Below are 17,339 nucleotides of genomic sequence, written 5' to 3'. Positions count from 1 at the left end.
GCGGGGCAGCAAATAACTTGATGCCGCCCCGCCGCTTTGATTAACCTGCGTTGCCGAGGCCAAGCACAGTGTCGATCATTTCCTGGCCGCCTTCGACCTCATCGGCAAACTGCTTGTAGATCGGCTTGGAGGCCTCAATGAACGCTGCCTTGTCGGCCGTGTTCACCTCGACACCTGCATCTTCGATCACTTTCAAAAGGCTCGCTTCAAGCTCTGCGGCCTTTTCATACGTGAAGTCCTGCGTTTTGCTGGCGCAATCGGTCAGACCCGCCTGCACGTCTTCTGGCAGCCCGTCGAACTTCTTTTTCGAGGTCAGGATATAGGCTGGTGTGTAGACGTGACCGGTGACCGACAGATACTTCTGCACTTCCTGAAACTTGGCCGATGCGATCTGGGCATAGGGGTTTTCCTGTCCGTCAATGACGCCGGTTTGCAGCGCGGTAAAGACGTCCGAGAACGCCATCGGCGTCGGGTTGGCACCGTACTCCTGGAACATCTTCAAGCGCCAGACGCCGTTCGGCGTACGCAGTTTCACACCCTCAAGATCGGAAGGCAGATTGATCGGGCGCACATTGTTGGTGATGTTGCGGAAACCGTTCTCGGCCAGACCGACGATGTGATAACCGTTCTCGTTGGCTGCGTTCTGGAACGTGTCCATCATCTCGCCCTGCACGCGGCGCATATGATCGCGGTCTGTGATGATATAGGGCATCTCGAAGATGCCGAATGAATCGTCGACCGATGACATGACCGAGGATGGCAGCGCGAAATCAACCTGACCCAGCTTGATCTTTTGCAGCAGCTCCTTGTCCTTGCCCAATTGCGACGAACCGAACGTCTGCACTTCGACCTTCTCCGGCATCGCACCGTTCACACATTCGGCAAAGTTATTTGCCGTCGCCTCGAACAGCGAGCCGGGCGCGCCTACGTGGCCGAATTTCATTGTCATATCGGCAGCTGAAGCGGCAGTGGCCATGCCCAGCGCCGTTGTTGCGGCGAGTAGTTTTGCGATTACTTTCATGAGGATCTCCTCCCAGAGACTATGTTGGTTTTTCGGTTTTTTGAATCGCCCCACTTCGGGGGCGTTGGTCTTATGATAGCAATTCCATCGCGGCCTGCACCCCACCTATGTTGTGCGGCACGTTTGCTTTTTTCAGGCCCATTTCCACACCGGCCAAAGTGCCCACCAGCATCAGGTCGTTGAAATCGCCCAGATGTCCGATGCGGAACACTTTGTCTGCGACTTTGGACAACCCGTTGCCCAGTGAAATATCATAATGCTCAAGGGTTGAGGCGCGGAACGCATCAGCGCTGTGACCTTCCGGCATTTTAACTGCCGTCAGCACGCCGCTTTCCTGACCTTGTGCTGCACAAAGCACTTCAAGGCCCCATGCCCGCACCGCCGCACGCGCCGCCTTACCGTGGCGGGCATGACGGGCAAAGACGTTCTCCATCCCCTCTTCATGCAGCATGTCCACAGCTTCGTTCAAACCATAGAGAAGGTTCGTGGCGGGCGTATAGGGGAAATAGCCGGTCTTGTTTGGTCCGACCATTTCGGCCCAGTCCCAGTAAGACCGCTGCAAAGTGGCGGTCTTGTTCGCTGCCATTGCCTTGGCGCTGGCCGCATTGAACGACAGTCCGGGCGGCAGCATCAGGCCTTTTTGCGAGCCGGATACGGTGACATCCACGCCCCACGCATCGTGCTGGTACTCGAGCGATGCGAGGCCGGAAATGGTGTCGACCATGAACAAGGCGGGATGGTTTGCGTTATCAATCGCCTGACGCACAGCCGCGATGGGCGATACGGAACCGGTCGATGTCTCGTTATGAACAACGCAGACCGCTTTGATCTCGTGGTTTTTATCTTCGGCCAGATAGGCTTCGATCTGGTCGGGATCCGCCCCGCCGCGCCAGTCGCCTTCGATGAACTCGGCCTTGAGGCCCAGTTTTTCCGCCAGTTTCTTCCATAGCGTTGCGAAGTGACCCGTTTCAAACATCAACACGCGGTCACCGGGTGACAAGGTGTTCACCAGCGCTGCTTCCCATGCACCAGTGCCGGAAGACGGGTAGATAAAGACCTGCTCTTTGGTGTTGAAGATCGACTTCATCCCATCAAGCGCACGCATTCCGACTTTGGCAAAGTCCGGTCCACGATGATCAATGGTCTGCTGACCAATTGCGCTCAGGATTCGGTCCGGTACGGCGCTTGGCCCCGGAATCTGTAAAAAATGACGACCGGCTTTTCTCATGATTTCTCCGCCCCAGACCTAGTATTTTAAATCGATGATCCGGACGGCAGCGCCGGATCTCATTGCTTTTCGGTTGCTGCACGGTAATTTTGAATTCATAATTAAGTCAACCGCAAATATAAAATTTCCCGTTCTCAAACTTCCGGTGCTCCCATGACCCAGCTTGCCGACATTTTGCAAACCCGAGTAAGCGGCGACCTTCTGTTCGACAGCTTCTCACGTGGACGCTATGCGACCGATGCGTCGCTCTACCAGATGATGCCTCAAGGTGTGCTGTCGCCGAAATCGGAAGACGACATTCGTGCTGCGATCGAGGTTGCAGGCCAGCAAGGGGTGCCGATTCTGGCGCGGGGGGGGGGCACTTCGCAATGTGGCCAGACGGTGAACGATGCGCTGGTCCTGGATAACACGCAATACTTCAACGACATCCTTGAGCTGGACATCGAAAACATGCGCTGCGTGGTGCGCCCCGGCATTGTTTTGGACGAATTGAACCGTGCGCTGAAACCCTATGGTGTGTGGTTTCCGGTGGATGTCTCGACCGCCTCCCGCGCCACCATCGGCGGTATGACCGGCAATAATTCCTGCGGCGGCAAATCGCTGCGCTATGGCACTATGCGCGACAATGTTCTGTCGATTGATGCTATTCTTGCGGACGGAAGCCAGCATCACTTTGGCCCTGTCGGCAATACGCTGACCCCCGCCTATGCCGCTCTACGCGATGATTTGCTGGCGCTGGGTGCGCGCGAAGCCGAAGAGATCGACGCCCGTTTCCCCAAGGTGATGCGCCGCGTGGGTGGCTATAACATCGACGCGCTTGTGCCCAAGGATACGCCGAACAATCTGGCGCATCTGCTGGTCGGCTCCGAAGGCACACTTGCCTATTCCACCGCGATTGAGCTGAAACTCTGGCCGATCATCTCGCAAAAAGTCGTGGGCGTGTGCCACTTCCCGACCTTCCACTCAGCGATGGATGCGGCACAGCATCTGGTAAAGCTGGACCCCCAGGGGGTCGAGCTGGTGGATTCCACGATGATCGCACTAGCCCGCGACATCCCGATGTTCCGCCAGACCATTGAGGAATTCGTCACGGGTGATCCGGCCGCCCTGCTGCTGGTTGAATTTGCCGAAGAAGACCCCGGGCGCCACGCCGCCAAGCTGAAAGAACTGGACGAGATGATGGGCGATCTGGGCTTTTCGTGGAAAGGCACCGGTGAAAAATGGGGCGGTGTCACCCATGTGACGGACCCTGCCCTACAGACCCGTATCGCCGATCTGCGCAGTTCCGGCCTGAACATCATGATGTCGATGAAGGACGACGGCAAACCTGTCTCGTTCGTCGAGGATTGCGCCGTTGAGCTGCCCGATCTGGCGGCCTACACCGATGGTCTGACCTCGATCTTTGAAAAACACGGCACCAAAGGCACATGGTACGCCCATGCCTCGGTGGGCTGTCTGCATGTGCGACCCGTGTTGAACATGAAACTGGATAAAGACGTCAAAACCATGCGGGCGATTGCCGAAGAATGCTTTGATCTGGTCAAGCGCTACAAAGGATCGCATTCGGGCGAGCATGGCGACGGGATTGTCAGGTCCGAGTTTCACGAAAAGATGTTCGGCCCGCGCATGGTTGCCAGTTTCCAAGAGGTGAAGCATCGGTTCGATCCCAAAAGTCTGTTCAACCCCGGTAAGATCGTGGATCCGCCCAAGATGGATGACCGGACACTCTTTCGCTACGGTCCCGACTACAATGCACCTGCCTTTGACACCAAGCTCGACTGGTCCGACTGGACCGGCAGTGGTGGCGGTTTCCAAGGCGCTGTCGAGATGTGCAACAACAACGGAGCTTGCCGCAAGCTCAAAGGCGGCGTGATGTGCCCCTCTTTCCGCGTGACCCGCAAGGAAAAGGACCTGACCCGTGGCCGCGCCAATTCTCTGCGGCTGGCGATCACCGGCCAACTGGGGCCGAACGCGCTGACCTCTGACGCGATGGCCGAAACGATGAAGCTCTGCGTGTCATGCAAGGGTTGTAAGCGCGAATGTCCAACCGGCGTGGACATGGCCAAGATGAAGATCGAAGTGCAGGCCGCGCGCGCCGCAAAACACGGGATCAGCCTGCATGACCGCTTGGTCGGCTACCTGCCCCGTTACGCGCCGCTGGCATCGCGGTTCGCGTTTCTAGCCAATCTTCGCAATCGCCTGCCCTTCGTGGCCAGGCTGACCGAAAAGCTCACCGGATTTACTGCCACGCGCGATCTACCGGTATGGAGTGCGAAGCCCTTCAAAAACACCGAAGCCGCCGTCACAAGTGCACCTCAGGCTGTGGTCTTTGCCGATTGCTTCAACCGCTATTTCGAGCCTGAGAACCTGCGTGCCACGCTCAAGGTGATGGAGGCTGCCGAGGTCCCCGTGCATATCGCCGCTGCCCCCAAAGGCGAACGGCCCCTGTGTTGCGGGCGCACCTTCCTGTCCGCCGGACTGGTGGATGAGGCCAAGGTCGAGGCGCAGCGGCTGGTCGATGCGTTGCTCCCCTATGCGCAAAAGGGATTTCCGATCGTGGGGCTGGAACCCAGTTGCCTGCTGACCCTGCGCGATGAAATCCCGTCGCTTCTGCCCGGCGCGGAGACTGCGCTGCTGGCAAAACACGCCCGCATGCTAGAAGAATACATCGCCGATCAGGCGGAAAACCCCGAGTTCAAACTGCCGCTCAAATCGCCTGCCCCAAAGGTGCTGCTGCATGGCCATTGTCACCAAAAGGCGATGGGTGTGATGTCGAGCATCGAACAAACCCTTGCGCGCCTGCCTAATACGGAGATTGAGGTGGTCGAGACAAGTTGCTGTGGCATGGCGGGTGCATTCGGGTATGGCAATGACACCCATGAAGCCTCTTTGAGAATGGCGGAGCTTGATCTGGCACCGGCAGTGCGGAAGGCCGATGCCGATACGCTCATCGTGGCCGATGGGACATCTTGTCGGCATCAGGTTTCCGACACGACTGGTCGCAAGCCGATCCATGTGGCAAGGTTGCTTGAACTGGCACTGGCACCGGGTAAGAAAGTCAAATGATGAGCGATACAGGCCCTTCGCCGATCCAGCGCAAATCCCTGCATCTGGAACTGGTGGACCGACTGCAGCCCCTGATCATCGGCGGCGAATTGGTGCCCGGCAGCAAAGTCCCCGAAAAGGAACTTTGCGACCGGTTTGGCGTGTCTCGCACGCCGATGCGCGAGGCGCTCAAGGTTCTGGCCTCTGACGGGCTGATCCGGCTGGAACCCAATCGCGGTGCCTGGGTCACGATCGTGACGATCAGCGAGGTGGAGGAAGTCTTCCCCGTGCTCGGCGCGCTTGAAGCCCTGTCGGGCAAACTGGCGTGTGAAAGCATCACCCCCGCCGAACTGGACGAGGTCAGCGACCTGCACGCCCAGATGATTGCCAGCTATGAACGGCGCGATCTGGATGCCTATTTCAGCATCAACCAGAAAATCCACCGTGCCATCCTGATGGCCGCGCGCAACGATACGCTGACGGCGTCCTGCCAGGCGCTATCATTGCGGATGCAGCGGGCTCGGTATCTAGCGAATATGACTGAAGGGCGGTGGTATGACGCCGTGCAGGAGCACGAGCGTATCCTTCAATACCTGTTGGCCCGGGACGGCGAAAATCTGGCACAGACCCTTTTGGAGCATATGGAGGCCAAGCGTCAGTCGGTGGTGCGTTGGTTGCAGGCCCAGGAGCAAGAAGCGGCTGAATAGCTGCCGCTCAGGCCGCCGCTTCCAGAATGGCGATCAGCTCTGGTTGGCTCAGCTTGAACGGGTTGGCTTTCATCGAGGACGCTCCTGCACTGGCCTCTGCCACCGCTGCATGATCTCCAGCTGACATGCCCATGGCCGATAATCCACGCAGTCCCTGTTCCTGCGACCAACGGCGCAACCCTTCGACGCCCTGCCCTTCCCCTCCGAAATTGCTGTCGATCTGTGCGAGGACCCACGCGAGCCGACGCGCGACCTCGGTGTTTGGTTCGGCCATGCGTGCGTGCGCCTGCAAGACTGCCGGCAGCAATGCGCCGCAGACCTCGCCATGCGGTGCTTGGGTCTTGCCGCCGATCACCCCGGCAAAGCCGTGTACCGCGCCCAATCCTGCGTTGGCCAGGGCCAGCCCGCCACAGGTGCTGACCCACGCCATTTTGTCCCAAGCCTCTGCCGTATCCTGTTCGACCAACGCCCTAAGGTGATCGAGACCTGCGGGTATGGCCGCGCGGCACAGCGCATCGGTCATCGGATTGGCCTTGGTGCATAGATAGGGCTCGATGACTTGGGTGATCGCATCAATTGCAGCGGCCAGAGCCACCCGGCGGGGTGCGCCTTGCATCAGATCGGGGTCGACGATGGCAATTGCGGGCACCATGCGGGGGTCGCGCAGGCTGACTTTGACGCCATGTTCCGGCACCGCGATCACCGCGTTCTTGGTGACTTCCGCACCAGTTCCTGCCGTTGTTGGCAAGGCAATCATCGGGATTGGCGCGTGATCCAGCGCCCTACTCCCACCGACCCCTTCAAGGTATTCAATCGGCGCACTATCGCAAGGGATTAACGCAGAAAGCGCTTTGCCAAAGTCGAGAACCGACCCGCCCCCCAAAGCGACGACAACATTCGGGCTGAAACCTTTGAGTGCGGCCAAAGCCCCTTCGATCTGCGGCAGGTCCGGCTCCGTTGCGCACCCGATGGTCTTCACCATCAAACCCGCCGTTGCGCACTCCTTGATCAACCAGTCGGCGCGGGCGGGCGTGGCCCCATGCACCAGCAAAACCTGCGCACCAAAGGACGCGGCAAGCCCGACCGTCTGGCGGCTCTGCCCGCGCCCGAAATGCAACACCTGCGGGCTCGTGAAAGAAAACATTTGTTCGGCCCCCGCCATCACAGGCTGAGCGTTGCAGCGATGGCCTTTTGCCAACGGGCGTATTTCGCGGCTCTGAGATCCGCGTCCAACGCGGGTGTGAACTGTTTCTCTTGCGCCCATCCGGCGGCAAAACCAGCCTGATCGGGGTAGACACCCGCATGCATCCCTGCGAGCCACGCCACGCCCAGTGCGGTCGTTTCGTGCAATACGGGTCGGTCGACAGGTGCACCGATAATGTCGGACAGAAACTGCATGGCCCAATCGTTCTCAACCATGCCGCCATCGACCCGCAGGGTCGGTGTGACATCGTCGCTTTGCCAATCTGCGGCCATGGCCTCTAGCAGATCACGGGTTTGCAACCCTACACTTTCAAGCGCGGCTTTCGCCATCTCCGCAGGGCCACTTGCGCGGGTCAGGCCAAAGACCGCGCCGCGACAATCAGGGTTCCAATAGGGCGCGCCCAGGCCAACAAAGGCGGGCACAAGAATGACCTCTTGCTCGGGATCGGCCGCGCGGGCCAGCTCTTGTGTTTCCGCGGCCTTGCCGATGATCTGCAACCCATCGCGCAGCCATTGCACCACCGCTCCGGCAACAAAGATCGACCCTTCAAGCGCATAGGTCGGCGTGCCGTTCAACTGATAGGCAATCGTGGTAAGCAAACGGTTTTGGGAGGCCACCGGCGTTGTGCCGGTGTTCAGCAGCGCAAAGCAGCCGGTGCCATAGGTCGATTTCATCATCCCGGGCTCAAAACAAGCCTGCCCTACCGTTGCGGCTTGCTGATCGCCTGCGACACCGTGGATGGCGATCGGGCCGCCTAGTAGCTCCGGATCAGTGTTGCCGAAATCATCGGCGCAATCGCGGACTTGCGGCAACATCGCGGCAGGAATATCAAGCAGATCACAGATCGTCTGGCTCCACCTTCCTTTGCGGATGTCATAGAGCATCGTGCGGGCCGCATTTGTGGCATCGGTGGCATGCACCTTCCCGCCCGTCAGCTTCCAGATGAGGAAGCAGTCGATTGTTCCGCACAGCAGATCGCCCTTCTGAGCTTTCGTGCGGGCCCCATCAGTATGATCCAGAATCCATTTGAGTTTTGTGGCCGAGAAGTAGGGATCAAGCAGCAACCCGGTCCGCTCTGTGATCATCGGCTCGTGGCCGGCATCACGCAGAGTGCGGCACGTATCTGCGGTGCGGCGGTCCTGCCAGACGATGGCGTTGTAGATCGGCTCGCCGGTCTGGCGGTCCCAAACCACCACGGTTTCGCGCTGGTTGGTGATGCCGATGGCGGCAATCTGGTCTGCGGTCAGCCCGGCGCGGCGCATGGCCTCGCGGCAGGTGCGCAGGGTCGTGTCCCATAGATCAGTGGGGGCATGTTCAACCCAGCCGGACTGGGGAAAATGTTGAGGGAATTCTTCCTGTGCGGTGGCAACAGGTTTCATCTCGGCGTCAAAGATAATGGCGCGGGAAGATGTGGTGCCTTGGTCGATAGCAAGGACATGAGAGACGGGTGGGGTCATGGGTGGCCCTCGATGACTGAGTAAGCGACGTGGACAAAAGATCGGGGCCGGACGAACCGGCCCCGGTCAAAGCATTTACTGCCAGGATTTGATCAGCTCGTCATAAGCAATCGTGACTGGCGTTTCATTCTCGTCCGCCAGTTTCGCCTTGGGCGCTCCGGGCTGCGAGAGCCAGTATTCCGCGTCACGCTCTTCGTTCATGACCGGACCCAGATCACCCTGTACGCCAGCGCGCTCGAGACGCTCCAGCACACGCTCCTGATCGGCGCAGAGCTGATCAAGTGCTTTTTGCGGGGTCTTGGCACCCGACATCGCATCGCCGATGTTCTGCCACCACAGTTGCGCCAGCTTTGGATAATCCGGCACGTTTGTCCCGGTTGGGGACCATTGAACACGCGCGGGCGAACGGTAGAATTCGACCAGACCGCCCAGTTTGGGCGCACGCTCGGTAAAGCTTTCGTGCTGGATCGTGCTCTCGCGGATGAAGGTCAGACCGATGTGGCTCTTCTTGACGTCCACAGTCTTGGAGGTCACGAACTGCGCATAAAGCCATGCAGCCTGTGCGCGGTCCACCGGTGTGGATTTCATCAGTGTCCAGGAACCGGCATCCTGATAGCCGATCTTGGTGCCTTCGGTCCAATAAGCACCATGCGGGGATGGGGCCATTCGCCATTTGGGCGTGCCGTCCTCGTTCATCACAGGCAGATCAGGTTCTACCGATGCGGCGGTAAAGACCGTGTACCAGAACATCTGCTGCGCGACATTGCCTTGCGCCGGAATTGGTCCGGCTTCAGAGAACGTCATGCCAGCCGCTGCGGGGGGCGAATACTTTTGCAGCCATTCGATGGCCTTGGTGACCGCGTAGACAGCCGCCGGACCATTGGTTGCACCACCGCGTGACACACAGGAGCCAACGGGCTGTGAATTGTCGTTCACCCGGATGCCCCATTCGTCGACAGGCAGGCCATTTGGCTCGCCTACGTCACCCACGCCAGCCATCGAAAGCCACGCATCGGTATAACGCCAGCCCAATGATGGGTCTTTTTTACCGTAGTCCATGTTGCCATAGACTTCGCCTTCGACGCCCATACGACTCAGGTCGCGTCCGGTGAAGAATTCAGCGATGTCCTCATAGGCTGTCCAGTTGACCGGCACGCCAAGATCATAGCCGTATTTCTCTTTGAAATCCGCCTTGTTCTGCTCGTCGTTGAACCAGTCGTAGCGGAACCAATAAAGGTTCGCGAACTGCTGGTCGGGCAGCTGATAGACTTTGCCATCTGGGCCTGTGGTGAACGACAGACCGATGAAATCTTCCAAATCAAGGTTGGGGTTGGTCACTGCCGCGCCCTCGCCCGACATCCAATCCGTCAGGTTGCGCGCCTGCTGATAGCGCCAGTGCGTCCCGATCAAATCGGAGTCGTTGATATAGGCGTCATAGATGTTTTCGCCCGACTGCATCTGCGTTTGCAGCTTCTCGACCACATCACCTTCGCCGATCAGATCATGGGTGACATTGATACCCGTGATCGCGGTAAAGGCCGGGGCCAGTACATTGGCCTCGTACTCATGGGTCACAATGGTTTCGGACACCACGTTAATCGACATCCCCTCGAAAGGCTTGGCCGCATCGATAAAGAATTGCAGCTCCGCTTCCTGGTCGGCGCGTGACAGCGTCGACATATCGCCGATTTCACTGTCGAGGAAAGCTTTCGCAGCCTCCATATCGGCAAAGACGGGTCCGGCGAACATACATGTCGCCAGCGCAATCGCCGTTGTCCCTCTAAGTCGCAAGTTCATTTTTGTTCCTCCCTAATTAGAACGTTCAGGCCGACGGGCCTTGCTTGCCCGGTGCCCAGTTGGTCTTTTCTAAACCCAGCGGAACACCGCCAGCGCGTAGAAAAAACAGACGACCAACGCACCCCATTGCGGCGCGCTGAGCAGTCCAAGCCATGCCAGATTGATAAAGGCAGAGCCCAGCAGCGTGATGAACAACCGATCACCCCGCGTCGTTTCGATCCCGAGCACCCCATGGCGGGGCACCTCGGGGTATTTGATCGCCAGCACCGTGAAGGTGATCAGCGTGGCCGCGATGATCCCGAAGAAAGCGGCGGTCGGCCATGTCCATGCCATCCAGTCCATAGTGGTCCCCTCCCAGTTAGACGCGGCCCAGGGCAAAGCCCTTGGCGATGTAGTTGCGCACGAAGTAGATGACCAAAGCACCCGGTACGATTGTCAGCACACCGGCGGCGGCCAGCACGCCCCAGTCGATGCCTGCTGCACCTACGGTGCGTGTCATTGTGGCGGCGATGGGCTTGGCATTAACGCTGGTCAGTGTGCGGCTGAGCAGCAGTTCCACCCATGAGAACATGAAGAGAAAAAACGCCGTCACACCGATACCGGAGGCCACCAGCGGCGTGAAAATCTGCACGAAAAAGCGCGGGAAGGAATAGCCGTCGATATAGGCCGTCTCGTCGATTTCCTTTGGCACGCCGCGCATGAAACCTTCGAGGATCCAGACCGCCAGCGGCACGTTGAACAGGCAGTGCGCCAGCGCCACAGCGATGTGGGTGTCAAACAATCCGACGCTTGAATACAGCTGGAAAAACGGCAGCGCGAAAACCGCAGGCGGGGCCATCCGGTTGGTCAACAGCCAGAAAAACAGATGCTTGTCGCCTAGAAACGAGTACCGGCTGAAAGCATAGGCCGCAGGCAGTGCGACAGCCAAGGAGATGACCATGTTCATCACCACATAGGCCATCGAATTCAGGTATCCCGTGTACCACGAAGCATCGGTCAGGATGGTGCGGTAGTTGTCAAAGGTCAGGTCGCGCGGCCATAGGGTAAAGCTGTTCAGGATCTCGCTGTTGGTCTTGAGGCTCATCATCAGCAGCCAATAGATCGGCAGCAGCAGGAACAGCAGATAAAGCCCCATGACAACAGCACTGCCCTTGATCCGACGGCTGCGGCGCAGGGTTGCAATGGTGTCGGCCATCAGTAGCCCTCCCGCTTATCAAGGTTCGTCATCACGGTGTAAAAGACGTATGAAATCAGTAGGATCACGAGATAATACATGATCGAGAACGCCGCCGCAGGGCCAAGGTCAAACTGCCCCAGCGCCATTTTAACCAGATCAATCGACAAGAAGGTTGTCGCATTGCCCGGACCGCCGCCGGTGACAACGAACGGCTCGGTATAGATCATAAAACTGTCCATGAAGCGCAGCAGAATGGCGATCATCAGCACACCCATGATCTTGGGCAACTCGATGAAACGGAAGACTTTCCAACGGCTGGCCTGATCAATTTTGGCGGCTTGGTAATAGGCGTCGGGGATAGACTGCAAACCGGCATAGGCAAGCAGTGCCACCAGCGAAGTCCAGTGCCAGACATCCATCACAATAACGGTGATCCACGCGGCATAGATGTTCTGGGTATAGTTATAGTCGATCCCCATCGCCGCCAGCGTGTGGCCCAGCAGGCCGATATCCACGCGGCCAAAAATCTGCCAGATGGTGCCCACCACGTTCCACGGGATCAGCAGCGGAAGTGACATCAGCACCAGACAAAGCGACGCCCAGAAGCCCGATTTCGGCATGTTGAGCGCTACAAATATCCCCAGCGGAATCTCGATGGCCAAAATGATGGCAGAGAAGGCAAGCTGGCGGCCCAGCGCATCCCACATCCGCTCGGAATCCAGCATTTCCTCGAACCACTCAAGCCCTGCCCAGAAGAACTGGTTGTTGCCGAAGGTGTCTTGTACCGAATAATTCACCACGGTCATCAATGGGATCACGGCGGAGAATGCCACCAGTACCAGCACGGGGAGGATCAGAAACCAGGCCTTTTGATTAACGGTCTTGTTCATGCGGCGTCTCCTTTTGGTGCGACGCGCCAGCTGTCGGCATAGATGTTCACGCCCGCCGGATCGAAGGTGATGCGGGTCATGTCGGGCGAGATCTCGCGGCCCTCCTCGACGATCACGTTGAGAGGGGTTCCTTCAAAATCGGCGCGGACGATCTTGTGGCGGCCCACATCCTCGATCCGTTTGATCGTCACGGGCAACCCTGTGTCCTCACTGGTCAGACGGGTGAACTCAGGGCGCACGCCCAATTCGACCTTGCCCGTGGGCGCACCAAAATCACGGCCAAGCGCAACTTGCGTACCTGCAATCATAGCCCGGTCACCGGTCACTTCAGCGTTCAGCACATTCATGCCGGGCGAGCCGATGAAGTAGCCCACGAAGGTATGCTCGGGCCGCTCGAACAATTCCTGCGGCGTGCCCATCTGCACCACGCGGCCATCAAACATTACCGCAACCTTGTCGGCAAAGGTCAGCGCCTCGGTCTGGTCATGGGTGACATAGATCATCGTGTGTCCGAATTCGTGGTGCAGAGATTTAAGCTGGGTGCGCAATTCCCACTTCATATGCGGGTCGATCACCGTCAGTGGCTCGTCGAAAAGCAGCGCGTTGACGTCTTCGCGCACCATACCCCGCCCCAGCGAGATCTTTTGTTTGGCATCCGCCGCCAGCCCGCGCGCCTTGCGGTTCAGCATGTCTTCCATACCGATCATCGCCGCAATCTGCTGCACGCGCTGCGCGACGTAAGCCGCATCCGCCCCGCGATTGCGCAGCGGAAAGGCCAGATTATCGCGCACGGTCATCGTGTCGTAGACCACCGGAAACTGAAAAACCTGGGCGATGTTGCGTTCGGTCGTGGGCGCGTGTGTCACGTCCTTGTCGTCAAAGAGGATGCGACCCTGGCTGGGATGCAGCAGGCCCGAGATGATGTTGAGCAAGGTGGATTTGCCACAGCCCGATGCCCCGAGCAGCGCATAGGCTTCGCCATCGACCCAATCGTGGTTCAGTTCCTTAAGCGCAAAATCATCCTCGCCCTTGGGGTTGGGCAGATAGGAATGTGCCAGATTATCGAGTGTGATCTTTGCCATATCCCCCCCTCAGGCCGCCTTTGCATAGGATGCGGCCGCGACGGATGTGCCGTTTTGGTCGAAAATGTAAATGTGGCGCGGGTCCAGATAGACCTTCAGCGTCTCTCCGATGGTCAGGTTTTTAACGCCATGTACCAGACCGACCCAGCTTTCACCGTGATGGTCGAGATGTACAAAGGTCTCGGACCCGGTAATCTCGGTCACGCCCAGTGGGCCGGTGAATTCAAGTGCGTCGCCCGTGTGCTGCGACAGTTCCAGATGGTTGGGGCGGAAGCCAGCGAGATAGACACCGTCCTCCAGCCCGTCAAAGGCCGCGATGGCCGGTGCTGTCTGCCCTTCCCCGAAGGCCAGCGTGCTGCCTGTCTTGGTGATGGTCAGAAAATTCATTGGCGGGTCCGAGAATACCCGCGCCGTGGTCGCATCGACCGGCTGGCGGTAGACGGTCGGCGTCGGGCCGAATTGGGTCACCCGCCCTTCCCACATGGTCGCGGTGTTGCCGCCCAGCAAAAGCGCCTCTTCGGGTTCCGTGGTCGCATAGACAAAGATCGAGCCTGCCTCCTCGAAAATTTTAGGGATTTCAGCACGCAATTCTTCGCGCAGCTTGTAGTCGAGGTTCGCCAAAGGCTCGTCCAGCAACACCAACCCCGCATCTTTCACCAAGGCCCGCGCCAGCGCGCAGCGCTGTTGCTGTCCGCCCGATAGCTCAAGGGGTTTACGGTCCAGCATGGGCGTCAACTGCATCAGATCGGCAGCCTTGCGCACCGCCGTATCAATCTCGGCTTTGGACTTGCCCAGCAGACGCATCGGGCTGGCGATATTCTCGTAAACGGTCATCGAGGGGTAGTTAATGAACTGCTGATAGACCATCGCTACGCCCCGGTCCTGCACACGCATTCCGGTGACATCTTTGCCGCCCCAGATCACGCGACCTTCGTTGGGCACATCCAGCCCCGCCATGATGCGCATCAGCGATGTCTTGCCCGCCTGCGTTGGGCCCAACAGCACGTTCATCGTGCCCGAGGACAGCTCAAGATCGGTTGGTTGGATATGGGTCTGGCCGTTCACGACCTTGGTGACCCCCTCCAGCACAAGTGACATATTTCTCTCCCCCGTCACGGCCCTAGACCGCGCTTTTCTTTGCGATGGCTGCTGGCCCGTCTGCCAGCCAATCATCAAGCGTTTTGATCTGCTCGGATGTCAGGCGCAGCCCCAGCTTGGACCGCCGCCAAATAATGTCCTGAGCGCTGCGCGCAAATTCCCGGTCCACCAGCCAGAGCACTTCGCGTTCGGTCAGCGTAGCCCCGAAATCCTGCCCCAAATCATCCGCTTTTTTAGCGTCGTCCAAAACATCAAAACTCTCGGTGCCGTAGGCTTTGACCAGCCGTGCGGCCCAATGGGGCGACAGAAACGGATAGGCCTTTTCGAGCCGTGCCTGCAGCGCGGCCACGCCGTCCACCGCAAAATCACCACCCGGAAGGGCCACGCCAGCGGTCCACGGGGTCAACGCCCCCTCGAAGAACGGCACAATTTTTTCTAACGCCGATTCCGCCAGCTTGCGGTAGGTCGTGATCTTGCCGCCAAAGACATTCAGCATCGGTGCCCCGGCGGACTGATCTACCTTCAACACATAATCGCGTGTAGCTGCCGTGGCCGAACTTGCGCCATCGTCATAAAGCGGACGTACACCTGAATAGGTCCAGACCACATCATCCACTGTCACCGGCACCTTAAGGTACTTGGAAGCAAAATCCAGCAGGTAGTCACGTTCCTCGGGCGTGCAGACGGGTGTCTCTGTCACATCCGTATGTTCGGCATCCGTGGTCCCGATCAGGGTAAAATCGCCCTCATAGGGGATGGTGAAAATGATGCGCCCATCCTCGCCCTGAAAGAAGTAGCATTTGTCGTGATCATAAAGCTTGCGTGTCACGATATGGCTGCCGCGGACCAAGCGCACGCCCTCGCTGGAATTGATGCGCACCGTGTTGCGAATGACGTTTTCGACCCAAGGCCCGCCCGCATTCACAAGCATCCGTGCGGTGACACTGCGCGTCTGGCCAGTCGTTTGATCTTCGAGTGTGACGCGCCACAACCCGTCCACCTGTTCGGCGGCAGCAACGCGCGTGCGGACGTTGATCTTTGCACCACGGGCCTGCGCATCACGGGCATTCAGCACCACCAGACGGCTGTCTTCGATCCAGCAATCCGAATATTCATACGCTTTCTCAAAGCGTTCCTGCAGCGGCGCACCCTCGACCGTACCGCGCAAGGAGACCGCAGTCGTGCCCTTCAAAATCTGCCGCCCGCCCAGATTGTCGTACATGAAAAGGCCCAACCGGATCAGCCAGGCCGGGCGGCGGCCCTTCATCCACGGCATCACCACGTTCAGCAACTTGGACGTAGGCGTGTCGCCTTCGAACCGCATGTCAGGGTGGTAGGGCAGTACAAACCGCATGGGCCACGAGATATGCGGCATGGCCTTTAACAGCGTTTCACGCTCGATCAGCGCTTCGCGGACCAGCCGGACTTCCCAATACTCAAGATACCGCAGGCCGCCGTGGAAAAGCTTAGTGGAGGCAGATGAGGTCGCGGATGCCAGATCGTTCATCTCGGCCAGTTCAACGCTCAGGCCACGTCCCGCCGCATCACGGGCGATGCCACAGCCGTTGATCCCGCCACCAATGACGAAGAGATCGACGATGTCGTGATCTGTTGGCTGATCCAATGAAGCCCCCCGCATTCATCATCCACCCCAGCCTCCTCGCTCGAGCGTTTCGACACTAAGCACGACAGCCTATCATTCATCAAGCGCGAATGTTCGTTTATGTTCGCTTTTGATCCACATACTACTATACGGGGAAATCTACATTAATCTATTCTTATTGGATCAAAGAAGCACGAAACCGAACACCCGTGAGACTTGACGCGGGCCGCGCTGCGGTGATTGTGGTCAGACAAATGAAGACGGAGAGACAATGGTCTCGAATTTCAGACAGAAAGAGATTTTGGAACTTGCCCGCAAAGAGGGCAAAGTGACCGTGGACGGGTTGGCAGAGGCGTTCGACGTGACGGTCCAAACGATCCGTCGCGACTTGTCTGAACTGGCCGATACCGGACGGCTGGACCGCGTGCATGGTGGCGCGGTTGTGCCATCAGGCGTGGTAAATATTGTTTACGAAGAGCGCCGACGCTTGAACGAAGACGGCAAGAAAGCGATAGCGGAGGCCTGCGCGCAGGCGATCCCCCCCGGTGCGTCAGTGTTTATGAACATCGGCACGACGACAGAAGCCGTGGCCCGCGAGTTGCTGGATCACGAGAACCTTCTGGTGGTGACCAACAACATCAACATCGCCAATACGCTGGCGGCCAATCACAGCTGCGAGATCATCCTGACGGGCGGCGTGTTGCGCCGTTCGGATGGTGGCATGGTGGGCGGGCTGACGGCGGAAATGGTCAAACAGTTCAAATTCGACGTGTCAGTGTTGGGCTGTTCCGCGATCGACGAAGACGGAGATTTGCTGGATTTCGACGGGCAGGAAGTGCTCGTCAGTCGCACCGCGATCCAACGCTCGCGCAAGGTGATGGTCGCGGCGGATCATCTGAAATTCCAGCGCAAGGCCCCGCTGACGATCTGCAGTTTGCAAGATGTTGGGACGCTGTTTACCGATGGTCCGTTGCCGCCAAAGCTGACCCAGGCCTGCGGGGCCTGGGGTACGCAGATCGTCGCTGTTTAA

At 58.7% G+C, this 17,339-nt stretch carries 14 protein-coding genes; 3 read left to right on the top strand and 11 right to left on the bottom strand.

Annotation, left to right across the window (positions count from 1 at the left end):
• Positions 1-40 precede the first annotated feature (40 nt).
• Positions 41-1,021: a TRAP transporter substrate-binding protein gene (locus tag Z945_RS0112740; protein ID WP_025052495.1), complete on the bottom strand. Its 981-nt coding sequence runs from the start codon at positions 1,019-1,021 to the stop codon at positions 41-43.
• A 70-nt stretch (positions 1,022-1,091) separates the two neighbouring features.
• The gene (locus Z945_RS0112735; RefSeq protein WP_025052494.1) at positions 1,092-2,249 is read right to left on the bottom strand and encodes a pyridoxal-phosphate-dependent aminotransferase family protein; all 1,158 of its coding nucleotides are present in this window, start codon (positions 2,247-2,249) and stop codon (positions 1,092-1,094) included.
• 153 nt (positions 2,250-2,402) lie between these two features.
• Between Z945_RS0112735 and Z945_RS0112730 the strand changes: the two genes are divergently transcribed.
• Both Z945_RS0112730 and Z945_RS0112725 read left to right on the top strand, forming a co-directional pair.
• On the top strand, positions 2,403-5,315 hold the full coding sequence (locus Z945_RS0112730) for an FAD-binding and (Fe-S)-binding domain-containing protein (protein ID WP_025052493.1): 2,913 nt from the start codon (positions 2,403-2,405) through the stop codon (positions 5,313-5,315).
• Entirely contained in the window at positions 5,312-6,001 is a 690-nt protein-coding gene (locus tag Z945_RS0112725) for a GntR family transcriptional regulator (protein ID WP_025052492.1), read from the top strand. Before Z945_RS0112730 ends, Z945_RS0112725 begins: the two co-directional genes overlap by 4 nt.
• 7 nt (positions 6,002-6,008) lie before the next feature.
• Here Z945_RS0112725 and Z945_RS0112720 read toward each other — a convergent pair whose 3' ends face one another.
• From Z945_RS0112720 to glpD, 9 genes are all read right to left on the bottom strand, one after another.
• Positions 6,009-7,145 carry an iron-containing alcohol dehydrogenase gene (locus tag Z945_RS0112720; protein WP_025052491.1) on the bottom strand — a complete coding sequence of 379 codons (1,137 nt, stop codon included), beginning with the start codon at positions 7,143-7,145 and terminating at the stop codon, positions 6,009-6,011.
• 17 nt (positions 7,146-7,162) lie between these two features.
• Entirely contained in the window at positions 7,163-8,662 is a 1,500-nt protein-coding gene (gene glpK / locus Z945_RS0112715) for a glycerol kinase GlpK (protein WP_025052490.1), read from the bottom strand.
• Between the two features lie 75 nt (positions 8,663-8,737).
• Positions 8,738-10,459, bottom strand: coding sequence for an ABC transporter substrate-binding protein (locus Z945_RS0112710; RefSeq protein ID WP_025052489.1), 1,722 nt, complete (start codon positions 10,457-10,459; stop codon positions 8,738-8,740).
• Between the two features lie 69 nt (positions 10,460-10,528).
• Positions 10,529-10,801, bottom strand: a complete 273-nt coding sequence (locus tag Z945_RS0112705; protein ID WP_025052488.1) for a DUF2160 domain-containing protein — start codon at positions 10,799-10,801, stop codon at positions 10,529-10,531.
• Between the two features lie 16 nt (positions 10,802-10,817).
• Positions 10,818-11,654, bottom strand: coding sequence for a carbohydrate ABC transporter permease (locus Z945_RS0112700; RefSeq protein WP_025052487.1), 837 nt, complete (start codon positions 11,652-11,654; stop codon positions 10,818-10,820).
• Positions 11,654-12,526, bottom strand: a complete 873-nt coding sequence (locus tag Z945_RS0112695) for a carbohydrate ABC transporter permease (RefSeq protein ID WP_025052486.1) — start codon at positions 12,524-12,526, stop codon at positions 11,654-11,656. The genes Z945_RS0112700 and Z945_RS0112695 overlap by 1 nt, the downstream gene beginning before the upstream one ends.
• Positions 12,523-13,608: an ABC transporter ATP-binding protein gene (locus tag Z945_RS0112690; RefSeq protein WP_025052485.1), complete on the bottom strand. Its 1,086-nt coding sequence runs from the start codon at positions 13,606-13,608 to the stop codon at positions 12,523-12,525. Before Z945_RS0112690 ends, Z945_RS0112695 begins: the two co-directional genes overlap by 4 nt.
• Before the next feature lie 9 nt (positions 13,609-13,617).
• On the bottom strand, positions 13,618-14,706 hold the full coding sequence (locus Z945_RS0112685; RefSeq protein WP_025052484.1) for an ABC transporter ATP-binding protein: 1,089 nt from the start codon (positions 14,704-14,706) through the stop codon (positions 13,618-13,620).
• A gap of 22 nt (positions 14,707-14,728) precedes the next feature.
• A complete protein-coding gene (gene glpD / locus Z945_RS0112680) occupies positions 14,729-16,345 on the bottom strand; it encodes a glycerol-3-phosphate dehydrogenase (RefSeq protein ID WP_052862660.1) in 1,617 nt (538 codons plus the stop codon).
• Positions 16,346-16,580: 235 nt separating this feature from the next.
• Between glpD and Z945_RS0112675 the strand changes: the two genes are divergently transcribed.
• Complete coding sequence (locus tag Z945_RS0112675) at positions 16,581-17,339, top strand: DeoR/GlpR family DNA-binding transcription regulator (protein WP_025052482.1); 759 nt, start codon at positions 16,581-16,583, stop codon at positions 17,337-17,339.

The organism is Sulfitobacter noctilucae (genome assembly GCF_000622365.1).
GTDB lineage: Bacteria > Pseudomonadota > Alphaproteobacteria > Rhodobacterales > Rhodobacteraceae > Sulfitobacter > Sulfitobacter noctilucae.
The sequence above is the reverse complement of the archived record's forward strand: the minus strand, read 5'-3'. Positions and strand labels throughout refer to the sequence as shown.